The 13,782-nt window shown below is 47.1% G+C and carries 17 protein-coding genes; 8 read left to right on the plus strand and 9 right to left on the minus strand.

Going from position 1 to position 13,782, the window contains the following annotated elements; genetic code table 11:
• Window positions 1–70: 70 nt before the first annotated feature.
• Together M493_RS03375 and M493_RS03380 are read right to left on the minus strand one after the other, a co-directional pair.
• Window positions 71–589 carry a GrpB family protein gene (locus M493_RS03375; protein WP_020958868.1) on the minus strand — a complete coding sequence of 173 codons (519 nt, stop codon included), beginning with the start codon at window positions 587–589 and terminating at the stop codon, window positions 71–73.
• Window positions 590–806: 217 nt separating this feature from the next.
• Window positions 807–1,298 (minus strand): YajQ family cyclic di-GMP-binding protein, encoded by a 492-nt coding sequence (locus M493_RS03380; protein WP_020958869.1) that lies wholly within the window; start codon window positions 1,296–1,298, stop codon window positions 807–809.
• Window positions 1,299–1,578: 280 nt separating this feature from the next.
• On the opposite strand from M493_RS03380, the gene M493_RS03385 reads away from it, so the two are divergent.
• From M493_RS03385 to M493_RS03410, 6 genes are all read left to right on the plus strand, one after another.
• On the plus strand, window positions 1,579–2,247 hold the full coding sequence (locus M493_RS03385) for a GntR family transcriptional regulator (protein ID WP_235183448.1): 669 nt from the start codon (window positions 1,579–1,581) through the stop codon (window positions 2,245–2,247).
• 7 nt (window positions 2,248–2,254) lie between these two features.
• On the plus strand, window positions 2,255–3,457 hold the full coding sequence (locus M493_RS03390; RefSeq protein ID WP_023817502.1) for a CaiB/BaiF CoA transferase family protein: 1,203 nt from the start codon (window positions 2,255–2,257) through the stop codon (window positions 3,455–3,457).
• Between the two features lie 2 nt (window positions 3,458–3,459).
• Window positions 3,460–4,359 carry a hydroxymethylglutaryl-CoA lyase gene (locus M493_RS03395; RefSeq protein ID WP_020958872.1) on the plus strand — a complete coding sequence of 300 codons (900 nt, stop codon included), beginning with the start codon at window positions 3,460–3,462 and terminating at the stop codon, window positions 4,357–4,359.
• Entirely contained in the window at window positions 4,356–5,396 is a 1,041-nt protein-coding gene (locus M493_RS03400) for a DctP family TRAP transporter solute-binding subunit (RefSeq protein WP_020958873.1), read from the plus strand. Before M493_RS03395 ends, M493_RS03400 begins: the two co-directional genes overlap by 4 nt.
• 151 nt (window positions 5,397–5,547) lie before the next feature.
• Window positions 5,548–5,961, plus strand: coding sequence for a TRAP transporter small permease (locus M493_RS03405; RefSeq protein ID WP_235183458.1), 414 nt, complete (start codon window positions 5,548–5,550; stop codon window positions 5,959–5,961).
• On the plus strand, window positions 5,958–7,235 hold the full coding sequence (locus M493_RS03410) for a TRAP transporter large permease (protein ID WP_020958875.1): 1,278 nt from the start codon (window positions 5,958–5,960) through the stop codon (window positions 7,233–7,235). The genes M493_RS03405 and M493_RS03410 overlap by 4 nt, the downstream gene beginning before the upstream one ends.
• A gap of 56 nt (window positions 7,236–7,291) precedes the next feature.
• Here M493_RS03410 and M493_RS17480 read toward each other — a convergent pair whose 3' ends face one another.
• Window positions 7,292–7,423: a DUF3941 domain-containing protein gene (locus M493_RS17480; protein ID WP_008879040.1), complete on the minus strand. Its 132-nt coding sequence runs from the start codon at window positions 7,421–7,423 to the stop codon at window positions 7,292–7,294.
• An 84-nt stretch (window positions 7,424–7,507) separates the two neighbouring features.
• Between M493_RS17480 and M493_RS03415 the strand changes: the two genes are divergently transcribed.
• On the plus strand, window positions 7,508–7,807 hold the full coding sequence (locus M493_RS03415; protein ID WP_023817504.1) for a helix-turn-helix domain-containing protein: 300 nt from the start codon (window positions 7,508–7,510) through the stop codon (window positions 7,805–7,807).
• Window positions 7,808–7,863: 56 nt separating this feature from the next.
• Here the strand turns inward: M493_RS03415 and M493_RS03420 are convergent, their stop codons facing one another.
• From M493_RS03420 to M493_RS03430, 4 genes are all read right to left on the minus strand, one after another.
• Window positions 7,864–8,727, minus strand: a complete 864-nt coding sequence (locus tag M493_RS03420) for a DegV family protein (protein WP_020958877.1) — start codon at window positions 8,725–8,727, stop codon at window positions 7,864–7,866.
• Window positions 8,728–8,855: 128 nt separating this feature from the next.
• Window positions 8,856–9,056, minus strand: coding sequence for a DUF3813 domain-containing protein (locus M493_RS03425; RefSeq protein ID WP_020958878.1), 201 nt, complete (start codon window positions 9,054–9,056; stop codon window positions 8,856–8,858).
• 2 nt (window positions 9,057–9,058) lie between these two features.
• On the minus strand, window positions 9,059–9,211 hold the full coding sequence (locus M493_RS18620) for a hypothetical protein (protein ID WP_020958879.1): 153 nt from the start codon (window positions 9,209–9,211) through the stop codon (window positions 9,059–9,061).
• A 205-nt stretch (window positions 9,212–9,416) separates the two neighbouring features.
• Window positions 9,417–10,223, minus strand: coding sequence for a Cof-type HAD-IIB family hydrolase (locus M493_RS03430; protein WP_020958880.1), 807 nt, complete (start codon window positions 10,221–10,223; stop codon window positions 9,417–9,419).
• 117 nt (window positions 10,224–10,340) lie between these two features.
• On the opposite strand from M493_RS03430, the gene M493_RS03435 reads away from it, so the two are divergent.
• Window positions 10,341–11,108: an alpha/beta fold hydrolase gene (locus tag M493_RS03435; RefSeq protein WP_020958881.1), complete on the plus strand. Its 768-nt coding sequence runs from the start codon at window positions 10,341–10,343 to the stop codon at window positions 11,106–11,108.
• A 79-nt stretch (window positions 11,109–11,187) separates the two neighbouring features.
• On the opposite strand, the gene M493_RS03440 is transcribed toward M493_RS03435, so the two are convergent.
• Window positions 11,188–12,429 (minus strand): MFS transporter, encoded by a 1,242-nt coding sequence (locus tag M493_RS03440; protein ID WP_020958882.1) that lies wholly within the window; start codon window positions 12,427–12,429, stop codon window positions 11,188–11,190.
• 56 nt (window positions 12,430–12,485) lie between these two features.
• The gene (locus tag M493_RS03445) at window positions 12,486–13,664 is read right to left on the minus strand and encodes a M20 metallopeptidase family protein (protein ID WP_020958883.1); all 1,179 of its coding nucleotides are present in this window, start codon (window positions 13,662–13,664) and stop codon (window positions 12,486–12,488) included.
• Window positions 13,665–13,782: the final 118 nt, after the last annotated feature.

The following is a 13,782-nucleotide window of genomic DNA, read 5'->3' on the forward strand; positions in this document are numbered from 1 at the left end:
GCGCTGGTGATCGTGGTGTTTGGTGTGCTGGTCGGAAGGGCGGCGGGCCTGTAGCCTCCGCTTGACTCGTTCAGTTCAGTGATCGGCGCCATGCCTTGGCTTTTCGCTCTAATTCCAAGACGAGCAGTTCTTTTCCCTTGATATACGAATCGATGTCGTACGGAAATTGGAACGCTAGTTTTTCTTTCAAATTTCCGTACCGCTCTGCTTCTTTTGGATGGGCCCGCAAGTAGTCACGGAAGGCAAGATGACGTTCAATATGGGGATTGCCCGCTTCATACATATGAACGTGGTGGGTGCGGCGGTCCCCGCCTTTTTGAAAGTATCGTCGCCCCGGTATGCCGTTTTCCCCTTTCGGTTCATAGCCAATAGCTGCCATCGCCCCATTGCATTCATCGACCCGGCTAATATCTGTAACGACAGCCATGATGTCAATGATCGGCTTTGCTTTTAAACCGGGAACTGATGTGCTGCCGATATGGTGAATGGCGATAATTTCTTTGTCAAAAATTTGTCGCAGCCGCTCCGCTTCTTGTTCAAATAGTGCCGCCCACCGCAATTGGTATGGCATCACTTCCACTTTTCTCATGTGGGGCCCTCCTTATTGGTCCTTTTCGTGCAAGGGCAACATCCTTCATGAAAGACACCGATTCCCTCACCCAAGCTGATCGCGTGGAAATGGGGCTTCCCGGTTAGAGATAAAAACATATCGCAGAAACAAATCACGAACTTGTCAGCATCATAACCGTGAAGCAAACCATTTCATACGAAACACCAAAAAGCGGATGGAGGTTTTCCCCACCCGCTTAGCGGTAATTCACAAACTGCACGTCAATCGGTAAATCAGCTTCGCGAATGGCGGCGATCACCTTTTGCAAGTCGTCTTTGCTTTTGCCACTGACGCGAATTTGGTCATCTTGCACTTGGCTTTTCACTTTCAAGCCGGTGTTTTTGATGATCGTGTTGATTTTTTTCGCGTTTTCTTTGTCGATCCCTTGGACAAGCTTGGCGCGCTGCCGCACCGTGCCGCCTGAGGCCGGCTCGATTTTGCCGTATTGGATGTTTTTCGTTGCCACCCCGCGCTTAATCAGCTTGCCGATGAGCACATCTTTCAGCTGCTCAAGCTTAAACTCGTCATCCGAGATGAGAACGAGCTCGTCTTTCTCAAGAGAAATGTCGCTTTTGCTTCCTTTGAAGTCATAGCGCGTCTTGATTTCTTTCATGGCAATGTTGATCGCGTTTGCCACTTCCGCCAAATCGACTTTGGATACGATATCGAACGAACTTTCTTTTGACATATGCGACCTCCCGGGCGTTGATGTACTTTCATTATAGAAAATGGTGGGTGGGAAGGCAACAATGAGGAAGGGAGAAGATTAACTGCCTCTTTTTACACAGGGGTTCGGAGTGATGAGCAGTTTTATTCTATGTGGGATGAAGTGCCATATCCAAGTTAATGATCTTTTTGGTTATAAAAAATCAATGTAATAATTTATCCTCTTGTTTAATAAATATGATGGCAACAGAGCAAATGGGCCGATACTGGGCATGTCCTGTATACAGTCGACGAAAATGAAGGTGGTTGAGTTGAAACAACAAATAGTGAAAAAAGAAACATTGAAAAAGCAAGTATATGAATATTTACGTGAAGAAATCATTGCGGGAGGATTTGCACCGGGGGAAAGACTTGTAGAGGAAAAAATCGCGAAAAAAATTCAAGTAAGTCGAAGTCCCATTCGAGAAGCGATTCGTATGCTTGAAAAAGAGGGGCTTGTCATGGTGAATAAAGGGGGAGGGGTTACGGTATTCAGTCCAGACATGGAAAACTTTCAATATCTTTATGAATGTAGGGTGGAGCTTGAACCGCTTGCAGCCTACTACGCTGCACAGAGAATAGCCAAAAAACAAGTTGAAGATCTTAGACGACATCTCATTTGGATAGACGAGCAACCGTTAGGGTTAAAAGAAATCCTCGATATGAATACGAAATTTCATGAGGGGATTGTAACAGCCAGCCGAAATCCGTTTTTGATTAGGATGATTGAACAAATTCGCGGGATTAACAGTTTGTACAGAGTTGCGATCTTAAAACAAAATATGTTGCGGATGAAATTGGCTATTCAGGAACATATTCAAATATTTGAAGCCATTGAAAGAGGGGATGCGGATAAAGCAAGAGAATGCATGAAAGAACATATCGTAAGCGATTACAAATATTACGTGAACGTTTACCAAGGGAGGAAGTGAAAAAAGGGTGTCTAATAGACTGCCTCTAGAAGGAATAACCGTACTGGAGATGGGGAATTTTGTCGCTGCACCGTTTGCAGGGAAAATAATGGCTGAATTCGGTGCAGAAGTAATTAAGGTGGAAGAACCTGTATCAGGAGATCCGTTGCGAAGTTGGAGGATTATGCACGGCCACTCTTCCATCTGGTGGTACGTACAGGCAAGAAATAAAAAATCGATTACAGTCAATTTAAGAAAAGCAAAAGGTCAACAGCTCATCAGACAACTCATCCCGAAGGTTGATGTCGTGTTGGAAAATTTTAAACCGGGAACACTCGAAAAGTGGGGATTAGGTTATCAGGAGTTAAAGAAAATAAATCCATCTATTATTATGACAAGGATATCTGGATATGGCCAAACAGGCCCTTACCGTGATAAAGCTGGTTTTGGAAGTGTTGCCGAGGCAATAGGGGGGCTGAGATATTTAACAGGTTACCCCGATCGTCCCCCAGTAAGAGTGGGAATCGCGATTGGGGATCTCGTTGCAGGATTGTATGCAGTGATCGGAACGTTAATGGCGTTGCGTGTCAGACAAGAAGATAAAGAAAGAAAAGGACAGTTGATTGATGTCGCTCTTTACGAAGCAGTGTTCAGTCTGTTGGAAGGAGCACTGCCGGAGTATGTGTTACACGGTGTTGTGAGGGAAAGAACAGGAAGCACTCTTCCCGGAGTTTCGCCGTCCAATACGTATGAGTGCAAAGATGGAAAGCATGTTGTAATAGGGGGGAACAGTGATAATATATTCCAACGCCTTATGAAGACTATTGGACGCGAGGATCTCGCTCGTCATCCTAAATATGCTAACAACCAAGGGAGAGCGGAAAACGCTGAGTTGATTGATCAGGCAATAGAAGAGTGGACGAAACAGCACACATTGGAAGAAGTGCTAGAAGCTCTGGATAAAGCTTCTGTTCCGGCAGGACCTATTTATAATATTCGAGATATTGTCAATGACATTCAGTATAAAGAGAGAGAGATGTTGTTGCCGGTAAAATTAGAGGATGGAACAGACTGCTTGTTCCCCGGCATCGTCCCAAAACTGTCTGACAACCCAGGGCAAATGAAGTGGATTGGGCCTAAGCTTGGAGAACATAATGAGGAAGTATATATGAAGATATTAGGCTATTCTCGTCATCAACTGAAAGAATTAAAAGATGAAGGGGTGATTTAAATTTGTCTGATGTTCAGATTATTGATGTAAGTCCTAGGGATGGATTGCAAAATGAACCGGTCGTCGTTTCCACTGAAAAGAAGAAAAAACTGATCGAAATGCTTGTTAGGTCCAATGTGAAGAAAATTGAGGCCACATCTTTTGTTCACCCCCGAAAAGTTCCACAAATGGTCGATGCCGAGCAAGTGATGAAACAATGCAAGGAATTTGCAGGAATTGAGTTTGTGGCACTAATCCCCAATCTAAAAGGATTCCAGAGGGCGATACAAGCAAACATATCTGAAGTCAACTGGGTGACAGCTGCTACCGAAACATTCAATTATAAAAACATAGGGATGAGCATCGATGAGAATTTTGCACAGTTCAAACGGATTGTTCAAGAGAGCAGGATATTGAATATGAAAGTCTGTTTTTCCATAGCGGTAAGTTTTGGTTGTCCTTATGAGGGAGAAGTAAATCCAGCAAAAGTTATATCCTTGGTAGAACGTGCGGTAGAAGCTGGGGCTGATCGGATTGGGATCGCCGATACGATTGGGATCGCAACCCCTAAACAAGTCAAACGATTGCTTGCAGAAGTGCTGCAAGTTGCGCAATCGACTCCTATTGCGATTCATCTTCATGACACAAGGGGGATGGGATTAGCCAACGCTTATGCGGCATTGGAAGCAGGGGTGAAAATATTTGAAACCTCCGCGAGTGGTATAGGGGGGTGCCCTTTCGCCCCCGGCGCGGCAGGCAATTTGGCAACAGAGGATTTAGTATATATGTTTGAACGAATGGGGGTCAAAACAGAAATCGATTTTGAAAAACTGCTGGAAGCGGCTGATTTCGCGGCAAGCCTTACATCCAATCAACCATTAGGGAGGATAAGACAAGTAGAAAAAAGGGGGAGTTTAAGGTGAAAAGATTATCTTTTCTAACCAGTATCTTATTTTTCATTTTAGTTGTTTTAAGTGCATGTGGTCAAAATTCTTCAACGGCAGGGCAACAATCGAGTAAGGAAGGAAGCGATGGATATGATCCGGTCACGATAAGATTAGCTTATAATCTTCCGCAAGATCACCATATTTCGATTGGAGTAGAAAATTTTGCGAAGACGGTCACTGAACAATCAGGAGGCAAGGTGAAAATTCAAGTTTACCCTGCTGGGCAATTGTTGGGTGATAAAGAGATGAATCAAGCCATACTAACAGGCGGTGTAGAAATGGGGGTAAACTCCTCTACGCTGTGGGCTTCTACAGTTCCAGCGATGGGAATTTTTGATGTTCCGTACGCCTTTCCTAACTATGAAACGGCCGGTAAAGCACTATCTGGAGAGTTGAGGGAAAAGTTGAACAAGGCGATGGAGGAAAAAGGGGTAAAAGTTCTCATGTATGCCGATTATGGCTATGCACAGTTTGCCAACAATGTTCGACCGCTTAAATCTCCTGAAGACTTTAAAGGGTTGAAAATTCGCAGCATTGGCGACATTCCGTCTGAAATGATCAAGGCTTACGGGGCATCACCAGTATTTTTGGGAGCAGGGGAAGTTTATACGGCGCTGCAAAGAAAAACAATTGATGGGGCAACATCAGGGACAACAGCCATGCTTCAGCGCCATTACGATGAGGTAGCTAAGTATTTAACGATTAACAATTACTCTTACTTGGAGTTCATCCTTGCAGTTAATAAAAACTTCTGGGATCGTCTTCCCGAGAAAACAAAGAAGCTCCTAACCGAAGCTGCGCAGCAAACAGAACAATGGATTAGGGCAAAAGCGAAAGAAGAAGATGAACGAACAGCCAAAGAATTAGCAGCGAAAGGGATGGAGGTATACGTTGTTCCCGAGTCTGATCTTCCAAAGTGGGAAGAGGCGGCTCAACCAGCGAGAGAGGTATATATTGAAAGAGCAGGGGAGCTGGGCAAAGAGTTGCTCGATATTGTGGAGAAGATCAATTAAATAGAGGGAGTAATCGGGGAGGGAGGACTCCCTCCCTTATTTGCTTAGGAGGGGGAATATGAAAATTTTTCCTATACTATATAACTTTTTCGACCGATTAATTCAAGCGGGCGGGGCAATAGCGGGAATATTGATCATATTGACGACATGTATGACGACGTTTGACGTTATCGCTAGATCAGTGTTTAATCGGCCGACTGTTTGGGCCACGGAATTATGTATATACGCAATTATTGGGAGCTGTTTTCTTGGTTCTGCCTATACACTTCGAACATATTCCCATATTACAGTTGATTTACTAATCAACGTTGTTCCACATAGGGTTCAAAAAATATTGTCATACGTTTCTAATGCATTTGGATTCATTTTCAGCCTTATTTTTACCATCTATAGTTTGGAGCATGTTTTAAACACGTATAAACTAGGGACAACCTCATCATCGCTATTGAGGATTCCTATGTATCTCCCGGAAATGTTTCTCCCTATAGGAGGTTTGTTGCTTTGTTTTGCCTTTATATTACAAATCGCTGATGGGGGAGTATCAAAAGGAGGAGGACATTTGTGAATATAACATTTTTTCTTGGGGGAATGGCTGCTCTTCTACTAATAGGGATCCCTGTAGCCTTTGCGCTTGGGCTGCTTGCCATTGGTGGGATGTACTTGTTTAATGGCGGAGCATTTTCTCTTTCCCAGATTCCTATAATCTCTTATAAATCGCTAGACGATTTTACTCTAACGGCATTGCCGATGTATGTTCTTATGAGCCAAGTTTTAGTAGTGAGCGGCGTTGGACGCGATTTGTATGAAATGGCGAGCAAGTGGTTCAGGCATCTGCCCGGGGGATTAGCGATTGCCACATTGTTCTGTTGTGCTATTTTCGCGGCGATTTCCGGCTCGAGTGTAGCCACTGCTGTAACCGTTGGGGCGGTTGCCCTTCCGGAAATGACAAAACGGGGGTATGATAAAAGAACAGTTCTTGGCCTATTGGCTGCTGGGGGGACATTAGGCATTTTGATTCCTCCAAGTGTGCCGATGATTATATACGGTTCCGTGACAGGGGAGTCGATCGGAAAGCTGTTTGTTGCAGGAATTATCCCGGGAATATTATTAACGATTGTATTCATGATCTATGCGTCATGGAAGACACGCCACATAAAGGAAAAACCCGCTACATGGTCGGAGAGACTGGAAGCGTCCAAAACTGCTGTATGGGGACTTATATTACCTGTCATTGTTGTCGGAGGGATTTATACGGGAGTCTTCACCCCCACCGAAGCTGCTGCCATCGGTGCTATGGCCAGTATTTTGATTTCCATTTTTGTATATAGAAGTTTTACATTTTCTAACATTAAAGCGATTATATTATCAACGGTTAAAACGAATGCGATGATTTTGATGATTATCGTGGGGGCCATGTTGCTTGGATACATCATGACTATATTGCAAATCCCACAAACCATCACTCAATTTGCTACTTCACAACAAGTATCCCCTTGGGTCATTTTTGTCTTAGTGAATATCGTGCTGCTTATTCTAGGTTGTTTTCTGGAAACTATATCGATACTCGTGATTACACTTCCAATTTTGTATCCTATTATAACGGCTCTGGGGTTTGATCCCATTTGGTTTGCGGTTGTTATGGTTGTCAATATGGAATTAGCTCTTATTACGCCGCCAGTAGGGCTGAACCTATTTGTTTTAAAAGGACTGGACAAAACGAATACGATTGCAGAGATTGTTAGGGGAGTAGTACCGTATGCCCTTATTATGATGTTGTTTATCGTTGTACTAGCTATTTTCCCGGAATTGGCAACGATCCTGATAGACCGTGTTAAATAGCAAAGCTATAATGATCAGAGCTGCCTATATTTTACAATAGGCAGCTTTTGCATGGTTTACAAATGATCCGTCTTCTTCGAATACGCGAACTTCCCGGCTTCGCGGTTTTTCTCGCGCATCATGTTTTTCTCATGGCGCTTCGCTTGGTTGTCGCGCGCTTTTTTGTCGTTGTCGCTTGTGTTTGGCATCGGTCGCCCTCCTTTGTTTCGATCGTTCGTCATTAGTATGCGGCAAATGGAAATGAACTATATGGAAATAGGGGAAGGTAGTTTGTGGCAAGATCAATGGAGAATTTTTTTCACAAATGGTTCGTTTTAGAGTATGATTTGTATGAAGAAGATTTGGAAAAGGCAAGCGCGCTTGTGAACAGCCATCATATTCGAACCGTTGTCAATGTCATGTTCCAGCATCCGATTTTTACCGCTAAGCAGATGGCAGCGTTGACTGGTTTGCCGGAAGCGACGGTTCGGCGCTATTTGAATCGGTTTGAGGAACAGCAACTCATTTTCTCGGATGGCCGGATGCGGTCCAAAACGTACTACTACTATAACCTTCTTGATCAGCTTCGGTGATGAAGACAGGCGCCTGTGTTGTGCAGGCGCCCGTGTTTTGTCAGACGGGAAAAGCGTCAGATCTCAATATATTTGTTCAGAAAAAAGAGGGCAATCGTCCCCGGTCCGGCGTGGGCGCCGATAGCGCTGCCGATGTCGGAGAGGAAAAAGCGCGTGCAGCCATGCGTTTCTTCGATCATTCGCTTCAGCTCGAGCGCCGTTTCTTCGTCGTCGGCGTGGCTGATGCCGATCGTTTGCTTTTGCAAGTCGTCGCCGCGCTCGCCCATCAGTTCGACCATGCGCTTCAACACTTTTTTCCGCCCGCGCCATTTTTCGAGCGGGACAAGCGCCCCGTCCTCGACGTGAAGAAGCGGCTTGATGTTGAGCAGCCCGCCGAACGCCGCGGCGGCTTTGCTGATGCGGCCGCCGCGCGCGAGGTAGTCCAAGTTGTCGACGGTGAAAATGTGCTCCATATGGCGGCAGTACGACTCGATCGTTTCACAAAGCAAGTTGTACGGCGTGTTTTGCTCCGCCAGCTCGACGGCCTTCATGACGGCGAGCCCTTGGCCGAGCGAAGCGCATTTCGAGTCGATGATCGTCAGGCGAAACTCCGGGTATTCGTCAAGCAGCTCGCTGCGCACGGCCATCGCTGTTTGGTATGTACCGGATAATTTCGAGGAAAAGGCGATATACAGGCATGGCCGGTTTTCTTTGGCGTATGGCAAAAACAGTTCCTTCATCGCCAGCGGGCTCGGCTGTGCCGTTTTCACCGTATGCCCTTCCCGCATGGCGTCATATACTTGCTTCGGCTCGATCGTAATGCCGTCTTCGTAATCTTGACCGTTCCAATGAACGACAAGGGGCAAAAACGCGATCCGGTGCCCGCGAATGTACGATTGCGGCAAATCGGCGCCGCTGTCGGTGATGAGTTGAATGGACATATTCGTTCCCTCCTTAGGCGGGATGAATGGCGGTTCATAGGTTTAGTGTATCGGTTTTGACGGGGAAACACAATATGGAAGTAAAAGACGATGAGTCAGAAAGAAGGCTGCGGATGGCCCGCAGCCTTTCATTGGGTGATTTGATCAAGCTCAGCTTGAAATTGACGCAACTGCGCTTTTTCCGCCGCATTGGAATGCGCATACGCGGATGACATGGCGTTTTTGGCGATGGCAACAGCGCGGTCGACGCTCATCTCGATCTCGCCGTTGGCCGCTTGTTTGGCCTGCGCGACCGCTTTGCGCGCTTCCTGGAAGAGACGGTTGCCCATCGTCACACGCCTCCAAGCGATGTTTCAACCGCTTTTTCCGCCTTGCGCGCTTCCGCCTCAGCGTATGTTAAGTGATAAGGGATTCGCTTGTCATGCCGTTCGACTGCATCGACACCTTGCTGGACGAAACGCTTCGATTTATTTCGTTTGCCCATGACGGATTCCCCCTTTAAAAAATGAAGACGCGCGTTGCGTCACGTATAGTGTAACCACATGGGGGGAACAGTACTAAGGAAATTCGTTACAACACACGATTGGCCGAAGGAAGCAAAAATCGGGGGGAGGGCGCCAGACCGCACGGGGCGATGCAAGGCGGGAAAGAGCCGTCTGGCGGGATGCCTTGCATGCCGCAGGCGGACGCTACAAGCGCAAAACTTCTTGCAAATAGCGGCCGATGCCGTCTTCTTCATTGCTTGCGGTCATGTCATCGGCTACGGTTTTTAACGGCTCAATGGCGTTGCCCATGGCGACGCCCAGCCCGGCCCAATCGATCATTTCCAAATCGTTGTCCTCATCGCCAAAGGCGATGACGCGCTCCCTCGGAATGCCAAAGTAGTCGGCCACTTGTTTCAACCCGGCCGCTTTATGAACGCCATGGCGGACGATTTCAATGACATGCCACGGCTCGTTCCAGCGCCGGTGGTGCAGGACGTTGGCGTAGACGTGCGACAAATGCGATTGGATTCGCTCGATATGATCGCCGTCCGTATACACGAGCACGCTCGTCGGGTCTTTGCCGAGTGAGCGGCGCAAATCGCCGATTTCGATCGTCGGATTGCCGAGGCGGACGATGTCAAGCAAGACGTCGTCATGCTCGTGAAAATAGACGTCATCCATCACTTCGGCCAAAATGTTTTTGATCCGGTACGTTTCCCCGAGCTCGACAATGTCTTTGACGACGGTAAGCGGCAGCGGGGAATGGCGCACGCCCCATGACGATTGGCGCGGGTGATGGACAAACGCACCGTTGAAGTTGACGATCGGCGTCGTAAGGCCAAGCTCCTCGTAATACATTTGGCTCGCCCGGTACGGGCGGCCGGTGGCGATGACAACGAAATGGCCGGCGTCGATGGCGCGGCGGATGACGTCTTTGGTGAACGGAGAAATCGTTTTATCCTCTTTGAGCAACGTTCCATCTAAATCCAAAGCGATTAAATACGGCTTCATGCTCGACTCCTTTGCTTTGTTATTCTTTCCACTTTCTAGTGTAACTCTTTTCCAAAATCGCTGTCTATATGGTACACTAGACAGCGATGGAAAAAGACAGAAGGAGTTTGAACTGCCATGGTCATCGTTGAAAAAGAATGGTTGGCCGGCGTGCCGGTGCTTCACGTTGTCAAGCCGGAAAAGCGGGGCGAACGGCTGCCGCTCGTTTTCTTTATCCACGGCTTCAAGAGCGCGAAAGAACATAATTTGCATTTTGGCTATTTGCTTGCAGAAGCGGGCTATCGCGTTGTGCTTCCCGATGCGCTGTTTCACGGCGAGCGGGACGAAGGTTTGAGCGAACGAAAATTGCAGCTGTCGTTTTGGGACATTGTCGTGCGCACGATTACCGAAATCGACGAGATGAAACATGATCTTGTGAACCGTGGCCTGGCCGACCCGGAACGGATCGGGCTCGCCGGGACATCGATGGGTGGGATCGCCACGTTCGGCGCGCTTGCCGTCTATCCATGGGTGAAGGTGGCGGTGGCGCTCATGGGCTGTCCGAACTACCGCGCCTTTTTTGACGCCATGATGGAGGAAGCGAAACGGCGCCGCATTGATATTCCATTGCCCCCGACATTGCTTGAGTTCGAAAAAGAAAAGATCGCCCGCTACGATTTGTCCAGGCAGCCGGAAACACTCGCCGGACGGCCGCTGTTCATCTGGCACGGGAAAGCTGATCAAGTCGTCCCGTATGCTTATACATATGAGTTTTATGAACAAATTAAACCACTTTATGAAGGAAACGAAGATCGACTGCAATTCATCGCTGATCCGCACGCCGGCCATAAAGTGACGCGCCAGGCGCTTTTGGAGACGGTGCGCTGGTTTCGCGAGTATGTATAATGGGCAAACAGTATGGTTTTCCCGCAAAAGCAAAGACCCCGGCTGCAGAGGCCGCGGTCTCTGTTTTTACACGAACTGTTTACCCTTCGCTTTGAGCTGGCATGTCTACGTCGCTTTCCGCCGGACGCGCCAATGTGATGGACGCGAGAACGGATAAAAAGGCGCAAGCGATTAAATAACTGAAGGCGGCCGGATAAGAGCCGTTGAAAATCTCGATAAGCATGCCCATGACGGTCGGCGTCAGCAATGCCCCGATCATGCCTAAAAAGTTGATGAATCCTATCGAAGAACCGATAACGTTTTTTTCAAATACTTGATGCGGCATTGCCATAATGATGGCGAACACAAGGCCGTGAAAGGTCGTGCACAATGATTGATAAGTGATCACTAATGCCACCGACGGTGCATTAAACAATAAATACAAAAACAAAATCGCAAGAAGAGAAAATAAGGTAGCATATATTTTTTCCTTGCCGTAAAAATGGCTTAAAAATAACCGTCCCCCAATAATGGTGCCAACAGCCCCGGTGAGTGCCGGGATGGAAGTAAGCATGCCCATCGATAATAAATCAAGTCCACGGACTTGCGTCAAGTAAACAGGCATCCATGAAATCAATCCCCAAATCAAGGTGGACATTCCGAACCACATAATGCCAAGTTTCCAAAGAGTTGCATTTTTCATCAGTTCTTTAAAAGAAGGTTTTTCTGTACGTTTTGTTTCGTTTTCTCCCGTGTTTTCAGACAAGTTTTCCGGTTTTAAATAATACCATAGCAGCCATGCGACGATAATGCCCAACAACCCGATGGCGATAAAAACATTTCTCCACCCAATCCAGACGAGTAAAGGAGTCGCGATTAACGGAGCGATCACGCCGCCGAGGGAATTGGATGACATCATAATGGTTTGTGCCTTGGCTCGCTCGTCTTTTGGAAACGCATCCGCTATGGCTTTTGAGCTTGCGGCCGGATACGCCCCTTCCCCGAGACCAAATAGAAAACGGATCATAATCATCGCCAGCAGCGACCAAGCGAATCCTGTGAAAACCGTAAAGATAGACCAAAAAATAATAGCAATCGTAATAATCTTCCGTGAGCCGTATTTATCAGCCAACCAGCCGCCGGGAACTTGCATTAACGCATAGCCGGCAAAAAAACTGCTAAGCACAACGCCGAGAGCGGACGGGCTGAGATGAAATTCCTTCGCTATCTCAACAATGGAAACGTTCATCGCCATACGATCAAGGTAAGACAGGCACCATCCGGTAAACAGCAAGGTGAGAATAACGTGTCTCTTGCTATTTTTGCTTGGAATATCATTCATAATGTTACCCCTTTCTGTTACTGTTGTGGGAAGGACAGTCTACATGAATGATTGTCTCAATGTGAACTGAGATAATCAAATACAAGGGAAATGAACATTTTTCCGATTAGAAGAATACTTCGTTCATCAACGTCAAATTTCGGATGATGGTGAGGGTACACCGCCTCGATGTCACGGTTCATTCCGCCTACTAAAAAGAAGGATCCCGGTCGTTCAAGCATATAGTAAGAAAAATCCTCCATCGCCATTTGCAAGGGCAGCTCGACTACATGTTCCTCTCCTGCGACAAGTTCCGCTATGCGTTTCACCCGTTCCGTTTCTTCCGGATCATTCCAAAGGGAAGGATAGCCGTATTCATATTTGAATTCATATTGCGCTCCTGCCATTTCGCACGATGATTTCACGATTTTTTCGATATGGCTTTTGATCGCTTCCTGTGCCTCTTTTGAAAAAGATCGAACCGTACCCGACAAGGTTGCCTGATCGGGGATGACGTTGTAACTGTCCCCTCCGTGGAAGGAACAAACGGTGACAACGGCGGGATCAACCGCATTGATTCGGCTCGCTGAAATTTGTTGGAGGTGGAGGACGATTTGGCTTCCGACGAGAACAGGATCGATCGAAAGGTGTGGCATTGAGCCATGTCCTCCTTTCCCTTTGATAGCGATTTCAAATTTGTCGCCGGCAGCCATGAGTGCTCCTGGTTTGTAACCGATCATGCCAACGGGAAGGTTCGAGAGGACATGGGCGCCGTACACTACATCGACCCCGTCCAGGCAGCCATCTTCAATCATCGCTTTGGCTCCCCCAGGGATGACTTCTTCGGCAAACTGATGAATGAACAATACATTCCCTTGTAGATGTTCTTTTACTCGGCTAAGGGCGTATGCGGTTCCCAGCAAAGCCGCCGTATGAATGTCGTGGCCGCATGCATGCATCACACCGGGAATTTTTGACTTGTATGGAACATCTTTTTGATCTTGGATAGGCAATGCATCAAAATCGGCGCGCAACGCTACTGTTTTCCCTGGTTTTCCCCCTCGCAGCAGAGCTGTCACCCCCCGCCCGCCAACGCCTGTTTTCACTTCCAGACCGCAGTCTTGCAAAAATTGGGCAATAATAGTAGGGGTTCTTACTTCTTGAAACGATAGCTCCGGGTACATGTGGAGATCACGACGAATTTGTACAAGATCGGCAAACTTCTTTTCCAGCTCGTCCCAGGAAACGTTTCTCATTTTTTCCCTCCTCTTTTTTCATGATCGAAAGGGAATAGGCCCTTTTGTTAGTTTACTAAATATTATAAAATATAAGAAAAGTGTTAGGAATGTGGTCTAAAACAATCTTTTTGGTGAA

The sequence above is a fragment of the Geobacillus genomosp. 3 genome (assembly GCF_000445995.2).
Classification (GTDB): domain Bacteria; phylum Bacillota; class Bacilli; order Bacillales; family Anoxybacillaceae; genus Geobacillus.

Excerpts from the sequence above, each read along its gene's own strand:
- M493_RS03375 (WP_020958868.1), bottom strand. The coding sequence starts at position 589 with ATGAGAAAAGTGGAAGTGATGCCATACCAATTGCGGTGGGCGGCACTA.
- M493_RS03380 (WP_020958869.1), bottom strand. The coding sequence starts at position 1,298 with ATGTCAAAAGAAAGTTCGTTCGATATCGTATCCAAAGTCGATTTGGCG.
- M493_RS03405 (WP_235183458.1), top strand. The coding sequence starts at position 5,548 with ATGACGACGTTTGACGTTATCGCTAGATCAGTGTTTAATCGGCCGACT.
- M493_RS17480 (WP_008879040.1), bottom strand. The coding sequence starts at position 7,423 with ATGCCAAACACAAGCGACAACGACAAAAAAGCGCGCGACAACCAAGCG.
- M493_RS03420 (WP_020958877.1), bottom strand. The coding sequence starts at position 8,727 with ATGTCCATTCAACTCATCACCGACAGCGGCGCCGATTTGCCGCAATCG.
- M493_RS03425 (WP_020958878.1), bottom strand. The coding sequence starts at position 9,056 with ATGGGCAACCGTCTCTTCCAGGAAGCGCGCAAAGCGGTCGCGCAGGCC.
- M493_RS18620 (WP_020958879.1), bottom strand. The coding sequence starts at position 9,211 with ATGGGCAAACGAAATAAATCGAAGCGTTTCGTCCAGCAAGGTGTCGAT.
- M493_RS03430 (WP_020958880.1), bottom strand. The coding sequence starts at position 10,223 with ATGAAGCCGTATTTAATCGCTTTGGATTTAGATGGAACGTTGCTCAAA.
- M493_RS03435 (WP_020958881.1), top strand. The coding sequence starts at position 10,341 with ATGGTCATCGTTGAAAAAGAATGGTTGGCCGGCGTGCCGGTGCTTCAC.
- M493_RS03440 (WP_020958882.1), bottom strand. The coding sequence starts at position 12,429 with ATGAATGATATTCCAAGCAAAAATAGCAAGAGACACGTTATTCTCACC.
- M493_RS03445 (WP_020958883.1), bottom strand. The coding sequence starts at position 13,664 with ATGAGAAACGTTTCCTGGGACGAGCTGGAAAAGAAGTTTGCCGATCTT.